The following is a 15,556-nucleotide window of genomic DNA, read 5'->3' as shown; positions in this document are numbered from 1 at the left end:
GCTTAGTTTGTTCGTGCAAGTGGTGCTGCAAGGAGGACGGTATGACGTATAAACAAATTAAATGGATGATTCTATTCGTACCTACGCTAACGGTAGGGGCCTGGGAATATGTGAGACACCAATTTTTGCTCCCCTATATATCTATGGACCTGGGCAACTGGCTGACTCCGGTTCTCTTGTATTTGGTCAGTGTGACGCTGTTAACCAAGCTTTTTCATATGCTGGAACGTATTCAGATGGAGCTGCAACACGAACGCGCGGCCAAGGCAGCCCTTGAAGCCAGAGAGGATCTTGCCAGGGAGCTGCATGACGGGATTGCCCAATCGCTTTTTTTATTGTCCGTCAAAATGGATCGCCTGGAGCATAACGAAGATCAGGAGCAGCATCGTCAGGATATTTATAAAGTCAGAAAGACTGTCCACGAAGTGAACCGCTATGTTCGTCAGGCAATTGCTAATTTACGATTTGATCCGACCACTGATGAGATGCTGGCAACCAACGAATCATTGGACTACAAGGTGCAGCAAATGATTCATGAAATCCCTGTGTATGTAGATATTCAGTGGACGATTCCCGATGATGCGCTGACTCCAAAAGAGAAAGTAGAGCTTCTGGCCTGTATTCGTGAGGCGGTGGTCAATATTGAAAAGCACGCAAGGGCTTCCAAGGGCTGGATTATTGGAGAAGGTAATTACGATCAATGGAAAGTCACCGTCAAGGATAATGGCAAAGGCTTTACGAGCGATGCTTTTCAGTTTAAAGACCGATACGGCTTAAATATCATGAAGGAAAGAGCGGAAGATATGAACTGGACATTGCAGCTTCTGACGGACTCTTCATATACCATCGTGGAAATATCCAAAGAAGGAGAACGCAAATGACGCATACCCGAGTACTGGTCGTAGACGATTCTGCTCATGCCCGCGAAGCGATCTGTGAAATATTGTCCATGGATCCAAGCTTTGAAGTCATTGGTGTGGTAGACAACGGTGAACAAGCAATTGAGTTTACCGAGCAATGGCTTCCAGATTTGATCCTGATGGATATTTCGATGCCTGGAATGGACGGTCTGGAGGCTACACAGCGGATTAAGCTCATGTTTCCATATGTCAAAATAGTGATGATTACTGTGTCGGATGACATGATTCATCTGCTTGAAGCTTTGAAACGGGGTGCCCAAGGCTACCTGTTAAAAAATATAGCACCCTCCACATGGCTGGAATACCTGCATTCTATTGTGAACGAGGAAGCGCCACTGAGCCGGGAGCTGGCATTTCAAATCTTGAAAGACGTCACCATAACCGCGAAAAAGGAGCCACAGGTCCGTCTTACCTCAAGAGAACAGGATATCTTATATGGGGTGGCCGCAGGGTGGACGAACAAGGAAATCGCCGAAAAGTACGGTATTTCCGAGTACACAGTAAAAAACCATTTGAAAAATATTTTGCAGAAGCTGCATGTTCAGAACCGTGTACAACTGACGAGATACGCGTTGGAAATGGGGCTTGTTCCTGATGATCCTAAATTTAGGCCATAGGCCCTTTTGGTTTTTGATACCATGTAGCTCAGAATATAGCTCGAATGAGGTATTTTAAATTTTGATTAACTTTTGTATACTGGTTAGAGTTGGCGTGTTTCACGTGAACGGTCAACTGGAGGGGAATGATCTGAATGAAAACATTTATCTCTAAGCATTGGCACTTGATGCTGATTGGCTTTGTAGCGCTGATCGTGGGCGGGTTTGTGTTGTTTTATTTTCAGGGGAGCGTGTCGTCGTTTCCGGCTAGCCAACCTAAAACCGTTCAAGAAGAGCCGGACAAAGCCAAGTATGAAATTGCTACGGTCAATGTAGAGGGAGACGGTTTTTATCCTAAAAATATTGAAATAAAAGCGGGTGTCCCGACTAAAATTAATTTTAAGAGATCGACATCGTTTACTTGTATAGACGAAGTACAATCGTTGAAGCTTGGAATGGACGTTTTTATGGACCACGAAAATAATTATTTTACGGTCAAGGACCTGAAACCGGGTGTATATGAGTATAACTGCGGTATGTACATGTTCTATGGAACGATCACGGTAAAATAGATCAATACCAGCTTTCCAGCACATTTGTGCCGGGAGGCTATTTTTTTGCCTTAATACAAGGTATCTATGATAATAGTCACAAAGTGTTCAAGGTTATAGGGAATATATAGCTCAAGTGGGTCAGGTCATGACAAGCCAAAGGTAGGTAAAATAGAAGGAAACGATAGAGAAATGAAGGGGAAATATGAATAAATACAGGCTTATCCCAATGGTATGTATGCTTTTGACCGTAGTCTTACTGGCTGCTTGTTCTAGCCCGCAAGAGGGTTCTACGCAAGCAACACAGCAGCCCAAGAAAGAGCTGACCTTCCTGTTTAACTTTGCTAGTCAGACCGTTGATCCCAGTCTGGATTATACTCCGTTAAGAGCGGGTGTCGTAGAAACGTTGGTTAAACTGGACGAGAACGTAAAAATCCAGCCATGGCTGGCTACCCAATGGTCGAGTAAAGACGGGCAAAACTGGGAGTTTCAGATTCGTGACGGTGTAACCTTTCAAAACGGAAAAAAACTGACCGCAGAGACGGTTAAGCAATCGCTGGAACGCTCAATAGAGCTGAATCCGGGGGTTAAGCAGGTATTGCGAATTAAATCCATGGAGGCCTCCGGCCAAACGCTGCATGTGGTGACGGAAGAATCATTCCCTCAGTTCCCATCCGAACTGGTTCATCCCAACACAGCCATTCTGGATACAGAAGCAGCCGATCCGGATAAAAAGCCAATCGGTACAGGGCCCTTCCAAGTAGAATCCTTCACCGCAGGCACATCATTAAAGCTTACCCGATATGATGCATATTGGAGTGGGGCGGCCAAGCTGGATCGGGTGGTTTTTGCTTTTAACGAGGATGCGAATGCACGTTTATCCGCCATTTTATCCGGTGATGCAGATATCGTCTATCGTCCACCTGTTGAAAGCATGGACAAAATGAAGCAAGACAATCAGCTCAAGCTGGATTCAGTGGTTAGCCTGCGTACCCATGAGTTGATATTTAACACGAAAAAACCTTTGTTTCAACATACGAATTTGCGCAAGGCATTTGATGCTTTGGTCAACCGTGAGGAGCTGAAGGACGCTATTATGGGCGGACAGGCTACGGTTGCGCAAGGTCCATTTTTACCGGATTTCCCGTTTGTACCGGAATATCCAACCCGCAAGACCGGGGCTGAAGAAGCACTCAAGTGGTTTAAGGAAGCCGGGTATCAGGTGGAAAACGGCAAAGTAACACAAAACGGGAAGCCGTTAACCTTAAAGCTGGTGACTTACGCATCCAGAGCCGAGTTCCCTATCTTCTCACAAGCGTTGCAATCGGAAGCCCAGCAATTGGGCATTACACTGCAAATCGAGCAGGTTGAAAATTACGAAGACTACTTGATGACCGATACGACTTGGGATCTGGGCATGTACAGTCCGTTGATTGCGCCTCGTGGTGATGCCAGCTACTTTTTGAATGTATCGTTTCTACCAGATGGTACGCTGAATTTTGGAAAAATAAACGATGAGTTGTTAAATAAATTGATTTACCAGTTAGATCAAACCGTAGATACAGCCAAACGGAATGAACTAATATCTCAAGCGCTCACGAGAATTCATGAGCAGACGTACTATTCCTATCTGGTGCATCCGAACACGCTGGTTGTATACAATGCCCGTGTGAAAAACTGGGTTACCGGCAAAAGCGAATATTACATGCTTACCAACCAGTTGGACGTTGAAGCCAAATGATTCAAATGCTTGGGAAAAGGCTGATCGAGTTTTTCCTGTTTATTTTTCTTCTGTCGCTCATCAGCTTCGCGGGAATCAAGCTTGCTCCGGGAGACGCTGTCCGACAACTGCTGCGTGTGGATGATGTGGCTCTTACGAATGAGCAAGTGGAAATTCAAAGGGAGATCATGGGGCTGAATGAGCCGATTATCGTGCAATATGGGGAATGGCTTTCTAAATTCATTCGTTTGGATTTGGGAACCTCCTACATGACACATCGTCCGGTCATAGAAGAAATATGGACGAGGATGCCGGCGACGCTTCTTCTGTCGTGTACCTCCATTGTAGTGTTGATGGGAGTTGCGGTACCGTTGGGCGCTTGTTCAGCTTTATATCCCAAGAAATGGATTGATCAGGTCAGCCGGGTGCTCGCGATTATGGGAGCGTCCATCCCCAGCTTTTGGCTAGGACTTTTACTTATCGAGGGATTTTCGGTGCGATGGTCAGTTTTTCCATCCATGGGGGATGGTACTTTGATGCATCTGGTGTTGCCTTCGCTGACACTGGGGCTGACAATGGCTGCGGTATATGTACGTCTTATTCGTTCCAGCCTGTTAAATAGCTTGAGTCAGGATTTTATTCTGGGTGCAAGGTCGAGAGGGATTGGAAGAAAGCGTATTTTTTGGCTACATGCGTGTCGCCATAGCCTGACTCCCGTAGTGACTATGTTTGGCATTAGTGTCGGAAGCTTGTTGGGTGGGAGTGTCGTGGTCGAAACGATATTCGCCTATCCGGGTCTGGGGAAATTTATTGTAGAAGCCATTCATAACCGGGATTACCCGATGATTCAGGGATACATTTTATTTATGGGCGCTATCATTATGCTGCTTCACGTGGTGACGGATGTAACGGTAGGATACGTAAATCCTGAAATCCGCTTGAAGGAGGGAGGACATTGAGTACATCCCGACTTCCTCTATGGTTGTTTATCGGTGGAATAGCTGCATTGTTCATCCTGCCTGAGTTTATGAAAAATGATCCGTTACTCGTTTCGCTCACTCGAAGGCTTCAATCCCCAAGTGGTGAGCATTGGCTGGGTACGGATGGATTGGGCAGAGATTTAATGTCACGGGTGGTATACGGAGGAAGGAATACGGTTGGCACGAGCTTATTGATTTTGCTCCTGTCTCTTGGTATTGGCATTCCGGCCGGGGTCATTGCAGGGGTTATGGGCAAAGGGGTAGACCGATTGTTCATGCGGGTGTCGGATTCCTTTCTGGCTTTTCCCGATTACTTGATTGCGATTGTACTGACGGGCTTGCTCGGGCCGGGTGTCGTCAACCTGATGATTGCGATTGTATTGGTAAAATGGGTGGCATATGCTCGTCTGGTGAGAAGCAGCCTGATGGCTGAAAAAGAGAAGGATTATATCTACAGTGCCCGCTTGAGCGGGGTGCCGACGATTCGATTGGTCTTCCGGCATTTGCTGCCAGCGGCTTTCAGAGAAATTGTGGTCGTAGCCACACTGGATTTGGGTAAAATCATTTTAATGATCGCGGCTCTATCCTATATTGGACTTGGGCTACAGCCGCCTACTCCCGAATGGGGAGCGATGTTGAATGAGGGACGGGCCTATTTTCACAGTTCTCCGTTGGCGATGGTTATTCCGGGGGTGGCCATTATGCTGTTCGTTCTTTTATCCAATCTGATTGGGGATCAGCTACGGGACAAACTTGAACTAAGGCCACGGGGGAAATGAAATGATGAACATTCTGGAAATAACCGGGCTGCATTTGAGGTCTGAGCAAGGCTTGATCGTACGTGATCTTCATATATCTATTGGCGCGGGACAGTGCCATGCGCTGATTGGTGAAAGCGGTAGTGGGAAAAGCATGACCTCGCTGTCGATTGGCGATCTGCTTCCTGCGACGGTCTGGATAGAATCGGGTAAGATCGAATTGTGCGGACGCTCGTTACTCACGCTGTCCAAGAAAGAAAGAGAATGCCTTCGCGGGCAGGAAATCGCTTATGTTTTTCAGGACTATGCCAGCGTGTTTACGCCGTTTATCACGATAGGCAAACAAATGGACGAAACGCTAAAAGCACATCATGTGATAGAACGCAAAAGCCGCAAAGAGCGCATCAAGCAAGTCCTCGAACACGTTCGGTTACCGAATGAAATATACAACCGTTATCCATTTCAGCTCAGCGGTGGGCAGCTACAAAGGATATCGCTTGCCGTTGCCATCATGCTGGAATCCAAGCTGCTGATTATGGACGAGCCTACGACAGCATTGGATCAAACGAATGCCAACGAAATTTTGCGGATCATTTCAGACTTAAAAGAACGCACCCAATGCGGTATTTTGTTCATCTCGCATGATCTGAGAAACGTCAAGCGCTACGCCGATCAAGTCACCGTAATGCGAGAAGGGCAGCTTATGGAGTCGGGGAACACATTGCTATTGTTGAACAACCCGAAGCAGCCCTACACCCGAAGGCTGATTGAAGCTATTCCATCCTTGCGCCCATCAATGAAATCCGTGCATGAGTCCATATAGAGAGGGCGACAACATCGTTATGAACCCGAAACTTGTACCTGAACTTTTAGTCGTGGAGGACGTGCATAAATCTTACCGCAAAAAGAGACAAGTGCTCGGCGGGGTATCGTTGACGATTCGAGCGGGTGAATGTGTGGGTCTGATCGGAGAAAGCGGCAGTGGAAAAAGCACCTTGGCACGCTGTATTATGCTTATGCAAACTATAGATCGAGGAACAATCCGGTTTCAGGGAACTCCTGTTCAAGCAGGCAACAGGCAGTCGTTAAAACGTTATAAAGGACAGATGCAGGCCGTATTTCAAAATCCCTCTGCGGCGCTAAATCCAAGGTTTCGTTTACTGGAATCCGTGATGGAGCCACTGGATCAACTGGAACGAAAGGTTCCATCTTTTTTGAAAGACTGTAGTTCAGACAGAAGAGGAATAGCAGTGAAATTGCTGGAATATGTGGGCTTATCACCTGAATTGCTGGATAGATATCCTCATGAAATCAGCGGCGGGCAAAAGCAACGGCTTTGCATGGCAAGAGCTATCAGCGTGGAGCCCGCACTCATTATTATGGATGAACCAACATCCGGCCTGGATACCTTAATTCAGTCAGAAATGCTAAACTTGCTCAAGGAGCTACAGGGCAGACTGAGATTTTCGTATTTGTTTATTTCCCATGACCTACCTGTGGTGCAATATATGTGTGACCGGGTTCTAGTCATGCACGAAGGCCGTTTGGTGGACGAGTTTGTAAAGGAGGAACTTTTTGCTCCCGACAGACATCCGTATACTCGCCAATTAGTTGCAGAATATGATTGAGAAGTTTGACCAGCTTACATTGCTGGTCTTTTTGTATTCTATAGTTTAACTTGAAAATTCACACGGAAAACGGAGCAGGCGGAATGGTGCTGTACAAGCAACAGCGATGGGAAGCACCATCCGCATGCGTAGTGGCACCCCATGTAAATCCCAACCCCTCATATATCTAATTTTGAACTGATTTTTCTCCTAATTCGTTGGGTATCCGCTTTCAAGCCAGCCAAGTATGATAATAGTAACTACATACAAGGAGGAGCTTGTTATGGAATCATCAACTGAAACCGCTTCCAATGCTGGTGCTACGATTCCTGAGTCTAACCGGGGCAGACCACGCAAGGTGCGCGGACCGAAGCGCGGGCGTGGAGAAAAAGGCATGTGGGACAGTGTAAAGCAACAAAAGTACCTTTATTTTATGTCCATTCCTTTCGTCATATGGGTGTTTGTTTTCAGTTATCTTCCGCTGTGGGGCTGGACGATGGCGTTTCAAAATTATAAGCCGGCCAAATCCTTTTTGGATCAGAAGTGGGTGGGGCTGGATAACTTTATTGAGCTATTTCAGGACGAACGTTTTTATTTGGTGCTGCGCAATACGCTGGCGATGAGCCTGATGGGGATTATCTTTGGTTTTGTAGTGCCAATCTTTTTTGCCATCCTTCTAAATGAGCTGCGGGGGATGTTGTTCAAGCGATTCGTGCAGACCGTATCCTATCTCCCGCATTTTGTATCTTGGGTTGTTGTTGCCGGATTGGTTACGAAAATGCTGTCCATCGACGGAGGGATCGTCAACGATATATTGATAGCGCTTCATATTGTGGATGAGCCGATTCAGTTCATGGCAAAGGGGAGTTGGTTCTGGTATATTGTGACCGCCTCTGATATATGGAAAGAGACGGGTTGGAATACAATTATTTATTTAGCCGCCATTACCGGAATTGACCAGGAGCAGTATGAAGCCTCGCGTGTGGACGGTGCAAGTCGCTGGAGACAGATGTGGCATATTACATTGCCCGGCATCCGTTCCACCATTGCGGTTCTGTTCATTATGGCGATTGGGCATCTGGTGAGCAACGGTTTTGAAAAGCAGTTCTTGCTCGGCAACAGTCTGGTGACGGATTATTCCGAGGTACTGGATCTGTACGCGCTGAATTACGGGATTAATTTGGGGCGGTTCTCCTATGGGACGGCGATTGGTATTTTCAACTCATTGGTCAGCATCCTGCTGTTGTTTACAGCAAATGGTATATTCAAAAAACTGACCAAAGAAAGCATCATGTAGGGAGGGAGATGCGAAATGACGACAAAGGCTTTTAATGCGACCCGATCTGAAAAGCTGTTTGACCTGTTCAACTATGTACTGATGGCTTTGATTGTGGTCGTGACGTTGTATCCGTTTTTGAATGTGTTGGCGATTTCACTGAACAATTCGACGGATACTGTTCGTGGTGGTATCTATATATGGCCTCGCCAATTTACACTTGAAAATTACAAGACGATTTTCCAGTATGACGGTCTCCTTCGTGGCTTGCAGGTATCTATTCTGCGTACGCTGATCGGTACGGTGCTGGGATTGGTTTGCGCATCCATGCTCGCTTTTACACTGAGTCGGGTCGATTTCCGCGCCCGTAAATTTATCTCAACGTTTCTGGCGTTGACGATGTATTTTTCCGGTGGGATGGTGCCTTTATTTATTTTGATGCGTGATCTGCATTTGCTGGGTTCGTTCTGGGTGTATATTTTTCCGGGGCTGATTAGCGCATTTAATGTGTTTGTTATTCGTTCCTTTATGGATGGTTTGCCGTATGCGCTTCAGGAATCCGCCAAGCTGGATGGGGCGAATGATTTTACAATTTACTGGAAAATTATTTTGCCATTGTGCAAGCCTGTTCTGGCGACCATTGCTCTTTTTTTGGCGGTAAATCAGTGGAATTCGTGGTTTGATACGTATTTGTATAATGGAGGAGCCTCGCAATGGACGACGCTGCAATTTGAGCTGATGAAGGTATTACAAAGCACGCAGCAAGGTGGCTCCAGTATGACGAACAGCAATGATATGGCGAAGCAAATGTCACAAATTTCACCAGAGTCGATCAAAATGGCAATTACGATCACGGTCACGCTCCCCATCCTGCTGGTGTATCCGTTCCTGCAAAAGTATTTTGTAGGCGGCATGACCCTGGGCGCGGTGAAATCATAAAAGCAAGATCCCCAGTGGTAAAGTAACAGCTATTTTGCAGACGAAGTCATCATAAGAACATAGGAGGTTTTGAACTTGAAAAAACACTGGTCCAGATTTGCACTTATTCCCCTGCTTGCGATATCACTTGCTGCACTGGCAGGTTGTATCGGGAGCCAAAATGCAGCGAAGGAAGGCTCATCCAGCGGAACCGATCCGATTACGTTTAGCTTCTTTGGAGCCGACCCAAGCCCGCTATGGAACGGAATGAAGGATGAAATAGGAAAGGAAATTACGAAAAAAACAGGTGTAACCCTGAATGCTGAATTTGATGTCAGCGGCGGGGGCGGGAATGATCGCATTTCCTTGATGGCAGCGAGTGGAGAGTACCCGGATCTGGTTTCTGCCAAAGCGAATGTCAGCAAGCTGGTGGATGCCGGAGCTATGATTGATCTAACCGATCTAATCAACGAGCACGCGCCGAATCTCAAAAAGCTGTACGGCCCCTACATGAATCGACTGAAATACAGCAACAAGGATCAGGCCATCTATGTCATCCCTACGTATGCAGGTGTGGGACAGAAGAACTTTGATGCGACGGGTGGATTTGAAATCCAGCACAGGGTACTTAAGGAGCTGGGATATCCGAAGGTAAAAACATTGCAGGATTATGAAAACGTACTCAAAACCTATGTAGCCAAGCATCCAACCATTGACGGTAAAAAGACAATTCCCCTTACGCTGGATGCAGATGACTGGAGAATCATGATTACGGTAACCAATCCTGCCTACCAGACGACCGGAGCGTCAGACGATGGAGAATATAATATTGATCCCAATACATTTGAAGCCAAGCTCCATTACAAGCGCCCGGTGGAAAAAGAATATTTTCGCTGGTTAAACCACATGTACAATGAGGGGCTGCTGGATAAGGAATCCTTTGTACAAAAAAGTGACCAATACAAATCTAAAATCGCCAGCGGGCGTGTTCTCGGTCTAATCGACCAGGAGTGGGGCTACCTGGAAGCTGAAAATGCGTTAAAAACGTCAGGCAAGGCGGATGCCAGCTATGCACATTTCCCAGTCACACTTTCGGAGGAATATAAGGATCATTCCTTTCAGGATACAGGCTTTATGTCCGGCTACGGTGTAGGCATTACCGAGAGCTGCAAGGACCCGGTGCGGGCTATTAAGTTCCTTGATTTTTTAGCCTCCGATGAAGGACAGGTGCTGGTGAACTGGGGAATCGAAGGAAAGCAGTATGAAATCAAAGACGGCAAACGCGTCATTCCGGCTGATGTGCTGGAGCAAAAAACGAACAACGCCACCAATTTCAACAAAACAACCGGGCTGGAGCTATACACGTTGATCAGTGGGCATTACGGTGATGGTGTAAAGGACCCTACTGGTAATTATTACACCACCAAATTTCCAGAACAAATTATCGCAAGCTATTCGGAGCCGGAAAAGGAGTCGCTCAAGGCGTATGGCGTAAAAACGTGGAAGGAGCTGTTCCCGAGCGAGAAAGAATTTGATGTGAAGCCTTGGGGCGCAGCCTATAACCTGACGACAGACAATGAATCCAATTATAATGTTACGTTCAAAAAAACGACGGATATTATCCGTAAGCGTATACCGGAGGCTATTTTGGCCCCGACCACCAATTTTGACGCTGTTTATGACAACATGCTTAAAGAGCTGGATGCCGCTGGAGCGGTACAAATGGAACAACAATATACTCAATTAGTGAAGGACAGAGTGGAATTGTGGAGCGGCAAGGCTTCCAAATAGCGATCTGACTAAACGAGACGCAACAAAATGATGGGGTGTCTGAATGACAGAGCGCTTGTCCTTGTGGTCAATATGGGATTGGCGCTCTGTTTAATCTCAATGGGGGAGGGTTTGATGTGATACAACGCGAACAGCAGAAATCTCTGCGTTTATGGTATCGCCAGCCTGCCAAGGTGTGGGAGGAAGCATTGCCTGTCGGCAATGGGAGGCTGGGTGCTATGGTATTTGGCGGAATCGGGGAGGAGCGTTTGCAATTAAACGAGGATACGCTCTGGTCTGGATTTCCCAGGGATGGCGTTCAGTATGATGCATTGCGATATTTGAAGCCCGTCCGGGAGCTGATTGCGGATGGAAAGTACGAGGCTGCTGAACATCTGATCAATGCGAACATGCTGGGGCGCGATACGGAGGCTTATCAGCCTTTGGGCGATTTGTGGATTACTCAGGAGGGACTTGGGTCAATCGTGGAGTATGAACGCGAACTGGATTTGGTGACTGGAACGGCTGCGGTCACTTTCCAAGGTGGCGGTATTCGTTATACCCGTGAAGTCATTGCCAGTGCGCCGGATGGAATCATTATGGTAAGGCTGACTGCGGATACGCCAGGCAAAATTAATGCAACCGTACGTATCACTACGCCGCATTCTTGTGAAGCCGAGGCAGGTGATGATGCACATTTTGGTGATTCATCCGAATGGGATAGTGATAAAGAAGATGACTCTTCAGGTGAACCAGAGAGGGACTTAATTACGTTGACCGGGCGAGCGCCCAGTCATGTGGAGTCTGATTATCATGGCTATCATCCGCAGTCGGTTGTTTATGAGGATGAATTGGGGATGGCTTTTGCAATTCAGGCACGGATTATCGCCGAGGGGGGAACCCTGACGAGGGGGGCTGACGGAGTGATCTGTGTAGCGGGCGCGGATAAACTGACGGTGTATTTGGCGGCAGCTACCGGCTTCCGGGGATTCGATACTCAACCGGACATTGATGCTACGGAATCGGCAGGCGTATGCGAAGTTACGCTGGCTAGAGCGGTCTCGCTTGGATACGAGCAGGTGAGGCATCGGCATGAGCAGGATCATTGGGAGCTGTTTGGCCGCGTGGAGTTAGAGCTTGGGGATGAAGGCAGGACGGACCCAAGTACAAAGAGACAAATTCCGACTGACTTGCGATTGGAGCAGTACCGTGAAGGTCAGGCAGACCTGGATTTGGAGGTAACGCTGTTTCAGTATGGACGCTACTTACTGATAGCCAGTTCGCGTTCGGGCAGTCAGCCCGCCAATCTCCAGGGCATCTGGAATGATCATGTACAGCCGCCGTGGAACAGTGATTATACAACGAACATTAATACCCAGATGAACTATTGGCCAGCGGAAATATGCAATCTTGCTGAGTGCCATGAACCCTTGCTGCACATGGTTGGAGAAGTCAGCCGCACAGGGCGCAGAGTGGCTTCGATCTATTATGGAGCGCAAGGCTGGACGGCCCATCACAATGTAGATGTGTGGAGGTATGCCGGACCGTCAGGCGGCCATGCCAGTTGGGCATTTTGGCCGCTCGGGGGTGTCTGGCTAACCGCCCATTTATGGGAACGTTATCTGTTTACTCAGGATACGGCTTATTTGGCGGAACAAGCTTATCCGCTGATGAAGGGAGCGGCCGCCTTTTGTATGGATTGGCTCGTGGAAGGTCCAGACGGTTGGCTGGTGACCTCTCCGTCTACGTCGCCTGAAAACAAATTTATAACCCCGGATGGAGAGCATTGCAGCATATCCATGGGTTCCACCATGGACATGACGTTAATTCGGGAGTTGCTGAGCAACTGCATTCAGGCTACGGAATTGCTGGAATTAGATGATGAGTTCCGCAACCGCTGTGAAGAAACGCTGCAACGCCTGCTGCCTTATCAGATCGGTCGTCACGGACAACTACAGGAATGGTTTGCCGATTTTGAGGAAGCGGAGCCTGGGCATCGACATGTTTCGCATCTGTATGGATTGTACCCCGGCCGACAAATTCATGTTCGCGATACCCCGGAGCTGGCGGAAGCGGCCCGCATATCGCTGCGCCGACGGCTCGATCATGGCGGAGGCCATACTGGCTGGAGCTGCGCCTGGTTGATTAACCTGTACGCGCGGTTGGAGGATGGCGAAGCAGCGCATCGGTATGTTCGCACGTTGCTGTCGCGCTCGACCTACCCCAATCTATTCGACGCTCATCCGCCTTTTCAGATCGACGGCAACTTTGGAGCGACGGCGGGTATCGCGGAAATGCTGCTGCAAAGCCGTCCGGGTGAGCTGACCTTGCTGCCTGCCCTGCCTTCAGCATGGTCGGAAGGGCGGGTCAACGGATTGCGGGGGCATAGCGGGATAACGGTTGGCATGGAATGGTCCGGTTCCAGGCTCGTCCGCGCGGAACTTACCGCAGCCTCCCCGACGGGAGGCTGCACGATTCGCAGTGCTCATCCGTTTAGCGCAGATGCTCGGCAGGCTCAGCCTGATCCGGAGCATGGAGGATTCATTTTGTCATGGAATTTTACCAAAGTGCAGGAAATTACGGACAGACATACGATTATTATTAATGGAGAGGAAGAGCCAATATGACCATTTTTCAATTTCCGCAGGACTTTATGTGGGGGACGGCAACGGCAGCCTACCAAATCGAGGGGGGCTATGAGGAGGATGGAAGAGGTTTGTCCATCTGGGATACCTTTGCCCATACGCCTGGCAAGGTGTTCAACGGAGATAACGGGAATGTAGCCTGTGACAGCTATCATCGCTACGAAGAAGATATCCGGCTGATGAAGGAGCTGGGCATTCGTACATATCGTTTTTCGGTGTCTTGGCCGCGTATATTCCCCAGTGGTGACGGCGAAGTCAATCAAGAAGGATTGGACTATTATCATCGCGTAGTAGATATGCTGAACGACAATGGAATTGAGCCGTTTTGTACGCTGTACCACTGGGATCTGCCGCAGGTGCTTCAAGATGCTGGAGGATGGGAAAACCGTCGCACGATTCAGGCATTTGTCCAGTATGCGGAGACGATGTTCCGTGAGTTCCACGGAAAAATACACCATTGGCTGACGTTTAACGAGCCTTGGTGCATCGCATTTTTATCCAATATGCTGGGGGTTCATGCCCCTGGTCTGACAAATCTCCAGACAGCCATCAACGTTGGACATCATCTGCTGGTTGCGCATGGCCTATCCGTACGTCGTTTCCGCGAGTTAGGCACCAGCGGTCAGATCGGGATAGCGCCGAATGTCTCATGGGCCGTGCCCTATAGCACTTCCGAGGAAGACAAAGCGGCTTGCGCGCGTACGGTTTCCCTGCATAGTGACTGGTTTCTCCAGCCCATCTATCAAGGCTCGTATCCTCAGTTTCTGGTAGATTGGTTTGCTATGCAAGGAGCTACCGTACCTATTCAGGAAGGAGATATGGACATTATTAGCGAACCTATTGATCTGATCGGTATCAATTACTACGCTATGTCGGTCAATCGTTTTAATCCCGAAGCCGGGTTTCTCCAATCTGAAGAAATTGACATGGGATTGCCCGTCACGGATATCGGTTGGCCGGTGGAATCGCGCGGGTTGTATGAGGTCCTGCATTATTTGCAAAAGTACGGCAACATTGACATTTACATTACAGAGAACGGGGCTTGTATCAACGATGAGATCGTAAATGGCAAGATTCAGGATGACCGTCGTATTTCCTACATGCAGCAGCATTTGGTCCAGGTACATCGGGCAATTCATGATGGCCTTCACGTCAAAGGCTATATGGCATGGTCGCTCATGGACAATTTTGAATGGGCGGAAGGGTACAGTATGAGATTCGGCATGATTCATGTCGATTTCCGCACTATGGTCCGCACCCCCAAGGAAAGCTACCACTGGTATCGAAATGTGGTAAGCAACAACTGGCTGGAGACCAGACGTTAAAAGAAAATGAACTTTGATACTAAAGCGGGCATTGGCCTGTCTCCACTCCCTTTTGTTTGAACAACAAGCCCTCTGGGGTAATAATACCCAAGAAAAAATTGCAGGTTGTTATAAGTATGGCGAGACTATTAAGAATAAAAACACAGGGATTGTGCATACTGACAAAAATACCAGAAGAGGGCTGTTTAACAATTTTAGACCAGAGGGAGTGGAGGATATGGCTTCGAATTTTAGAGAATCAGGATCGAACGAAAAGCAAATGAGCCGCTCGGTGTCTGTCATCGCCTGGCTCGCTTGGATTGTAGGCATTATTCTTATTTTGTTCAACTTAGGTAATCTAAGTGATCGTAATATATACTTAATGGTGGGTATTGGATGTGTCGTTGGCGGATTTTTTATTTATATGATCGGAAAAGGGCTGGTCATTGCCCGCAAGAAGGATGATCAGGAGAAGGGACGCAGTTAATACAACTGAAAAAACATCTATAGA

General features: G+C 47.9%; 14 protein-coding genes. All 14 read left to right on the top strand.

Annotation, left to right across the window (positions count from 1 at the left end):
- The first annotated feature begins 41 nt into the window (after positions 1-41).
- The 14 genes from NST83_RS21230 to NST83_RS21165 all read left to right on the top strand — a co-directional run bounded on the left by NST83_RS21230 (position 42) and on the right by NST83_RS21165 (position 15,532).
- Positions 42-881, top strand: a complete 840-nt coding sequence (locus NST83_RS21230) for a histidine kinase (RefSeq protein WP_342415578.1) — start codon at positions 42-44, stop codon at positions 879-881.
- Positions 878-1,537: a response regulator transcription factor gene (locus NST83_RS21225; RefSeq protein WP_137060328.1), complete on the top strand. Its 660-nt coding sequence runs from the start codon at positions 878-880 to the stop codon at positions 1,535-1,537. Before NST83_RS21230 ends, NST83_RS21225 begins: the two co-directional genes overlap by 4 nt.
- Before the next feature lie 134 nt (positions 1,538-1,671).
- Positions 1,672-2,088 carry a cupredoxin domain-containing protein gene (locus NST83_RS21220; RefSeq protein WP_283653342.1) on the top strand — a complete coding sequence of 139 codons (417 nt, stop codon included), beginning with the start codon at positions 1,672-1,674 and terminating at the stop codon, positions 2,086-2,088.
- Between the two features lie 208 nt (positions 2,089-2,296).
- Positions 2,297-3,808 carry a nickel ABC transporter substrate-binding protein gene (gene nikA, locus NST83_RS21215; protein WP_342418015.1) on the top strand — a complete coding sequence of 504 codons (1,512 nt, stop codon included), beginning with the start codon at positions 2,297-2,299 and terminating at the stop codon, positions 3,806-3,808.
- The gene (nikB, locus tag NST83_RS21210; RefSeq protein WP_342415577.1) at positions 3,805-4,746 is read left to right on the top strand and encodes a nickel ABC transporter permease; all 942 of its coding nucleotides are present in this window, start codon (positions 3,805-3,807) and stop codon (positions 4,744-4,746) included. The genes nikA and nikB overlap by 4 nt, the downstream gene beginning before the upstream one ends.
- Positions 4,743-5,546 carry a nickel transporter permease gene (gene nikC / locus NST83_RS21205; protein WP_342415576.1) on the top strand — a complete coding sequence of 268 codons (804 nt, stop codon included), beginning with the start codon at positions 4,743-4,745 and terminating at the stop codon, positions 5,544-5,546. Before nikB ends, nikC begins: the two co-directional genes overlap by 4 nt.
- Before the next feature lies 1 nt (position 5,547).
- Positions 5,548-6,348: an ABC transporter ATP-binding protein gene (locus NST83_RS21200; protein ID WP_342415575.1), complete on the top strand. Its 801-nt coding sequence runs from the start codon at positions 5,548-5,550 to the stop codon at positions 6,346-6,348.
- A gap of 19 nt (positions 6,349-6,367) precedes the next feature.
- A complete protein-coding gene (locus tag NST83_RS21195; RefSeq protein ID WP_342415574.1) occupies positions 6,368-7,153 on the top strand; it encodes a dipeptide/oligopeptide/nickel ABC transporter ATP-binding protein in 786 nt (261 codons plus the stop codon).
- Between the two features lie 262 nt (positions 7,154-7,415).
- Positions 7,416-8,429 (top strand): sugar ABC transporter permease, encoded by a 1,014-nt coding sequence (locus NST83_RS21190; RefSeq protein ID WP_137060323.1) that lies wholly within the window; start codon positions 7,416-7,418, stop codon positions 8,427-8,429.
- A gap of 15 nt (positions 8,430-8,444) precedes the next feature.
- Positions 8,445-9,347: a carbohydrate ABC transporter permease gene (locus NST83_RS21185; RefSeq protein ID WP_342415573.1), complete on the top strand. Its 903-nt coding sequence runs from the start codon at positions 8,445-8,447 to the stop codon at positions 9,345-9,347.
- A 75-nt stretch (positions 9,348-9,422) separates the two neighbouring features.
- Positions 9,423-11,117 carry an ABC transporter substrate-binding protein gene (locus tag NST83_RS21180; RefSeq protein ID WP_342415572.1) on the top strand — a complete coding sequence of 565 codons (1,695 nt, stop codon included), beginning with the start codon at positions 9,423-9,425 and terminating at the stop codon, positions 11,115-11,117.
- 116 nt (positions 11,118-11,233) lie between these two features.
- Entirely contained in the window at positions 11,234-13,723 is a 2,490-nt protein-coding gene (locus NST83_RS21175) for a glycoside hydrolase family 95 protein (protein ID WP_342415571.1), read from the top strand.
- The gene (locus tag NST83_RS21170; RefSeq protein ID WP_342415570.1) at positions 13,720-15,066 is read left to right on the top strand and encodes a GH1 family beta-glucosidase; all 1,347 of its coding nucleotides are present in this window, start codon (positions 13,720-13,722) and stop codon (positions 15,064-15,066) included. The genes NST83_RS21175 and NST83_RS21170 overlap by 4 nt, the downstream gene beginning before the upstream one ends.
- A gap of 217 nt (positions 15,067-15,283) precedes the next feature.
- Complete coding sequence (locus NST83_RS21165) at positions 15,284-15,532, top strand: hypothetical protein (RefSeq protein WP_342415569.1); 249 nt, start codon at positions 15,284-15,286, stop codon at positions 15,530-15,532.
- The last annotated feature ends 24 nt before the right edge of the window (positions 15,533-15,556 follow it).

This window comes from Paenibacillus sp. FSL R10-2782, from assembly GCF_038592985.1.
In the GTDB taxonomy this organism is placed as follows: domain Bacteria; phylum Bacillota; class Bacilli; order Paenibacillales; family Paenibacillaceae; genus Paenibacillus; species Paenibacillus terrae_C.
Note: the sequence above shows the minus strand (reverse complement) of the source record. Positions and strands in the feature narration are given on the sequence as shown.

What these genes read in the sequence shown, in the direction of transcription:
- NST83_RS21230 (WP_342415578.1), top strand. Translation starts at nt 42, where the DNA reads ATGACGTATAAACAAATTAAATGGATGATTCTATTCGTACCTACGCTA.
- NST83_RS21225 (WP_137060328.1), top strand. Translation starts at nt 878, where the DNA reads ATGACGCATACCCGAGTACTGGTCGTAGACGATTCTGCTCATGCCCGC.
- NST83_RS21220 (WP_283653342.1), top strand. Translation starts at nt 1,672, where the DNA reads ATGAAAACATTTATCTCTAAGCATTGGCACTTGATGCTGATTGGCTTT.
- nikA (WP_342418015.1), top strand. Translation starts at nt 2,297, where the DNA reads ATGGTATGTATGCTTTTGACCGTAGTCTTACTGGCTGCTTGTTCTAGC.
- nikB (WP_342415577.1), top strand. Translation starts at nt 3,805, where the DNA reads ATGATTCAAATGCTTGGGAAAAGGCTGATCGAGTTTTTCCTGTTTATT.
- NST83_RS21200 (WP_342415575.1), top strand. Translation starts at nt 5,548, where the DNA reads ATGATGAACATTCTGGAAATAACCGGGCTGCATTTGAGGTCTGAGCAA.
- NST83_RS21195 (WP_342415574.1), top strand. Translation starts at nt 6,368, where the DNA reads ATGAACCCGAAACTTGTACCTGAACTTTTAGTCGTGGAGGACGTGCAT.
- NST83_RS21190 (WP_137060323.1), top strand. Translation starts at nt 7,416, where the DNA reads ATGGAATCATCAACTGAAACCGCTTCCAATGCTGGTGCTACGATTCCT.
- NST83_RS21185 (WP_342415573.1), top strand. Translation starts at nt 8,445, where the DNA reads ATGACGACAAAGGCTTTTAATGCGACCCGATCTGAAAAGCTGTTTGAC.
- NST83_RS21170 (WP_342415570.1), top strand. Translation starts at nt 13,720, where the DNA reads ATGACCATTTTTCAATTTCCGCAGGACTTTATGTGGGGGACGGCAACG.
- NST83_RS21165 (WP_342415569.1), top strand. Translation starts at nt 15,284, where the DNA reads ATGGCTTCGAATTTTAGAGAATCAGGATCGAACGAAAAGCAAATGAGC.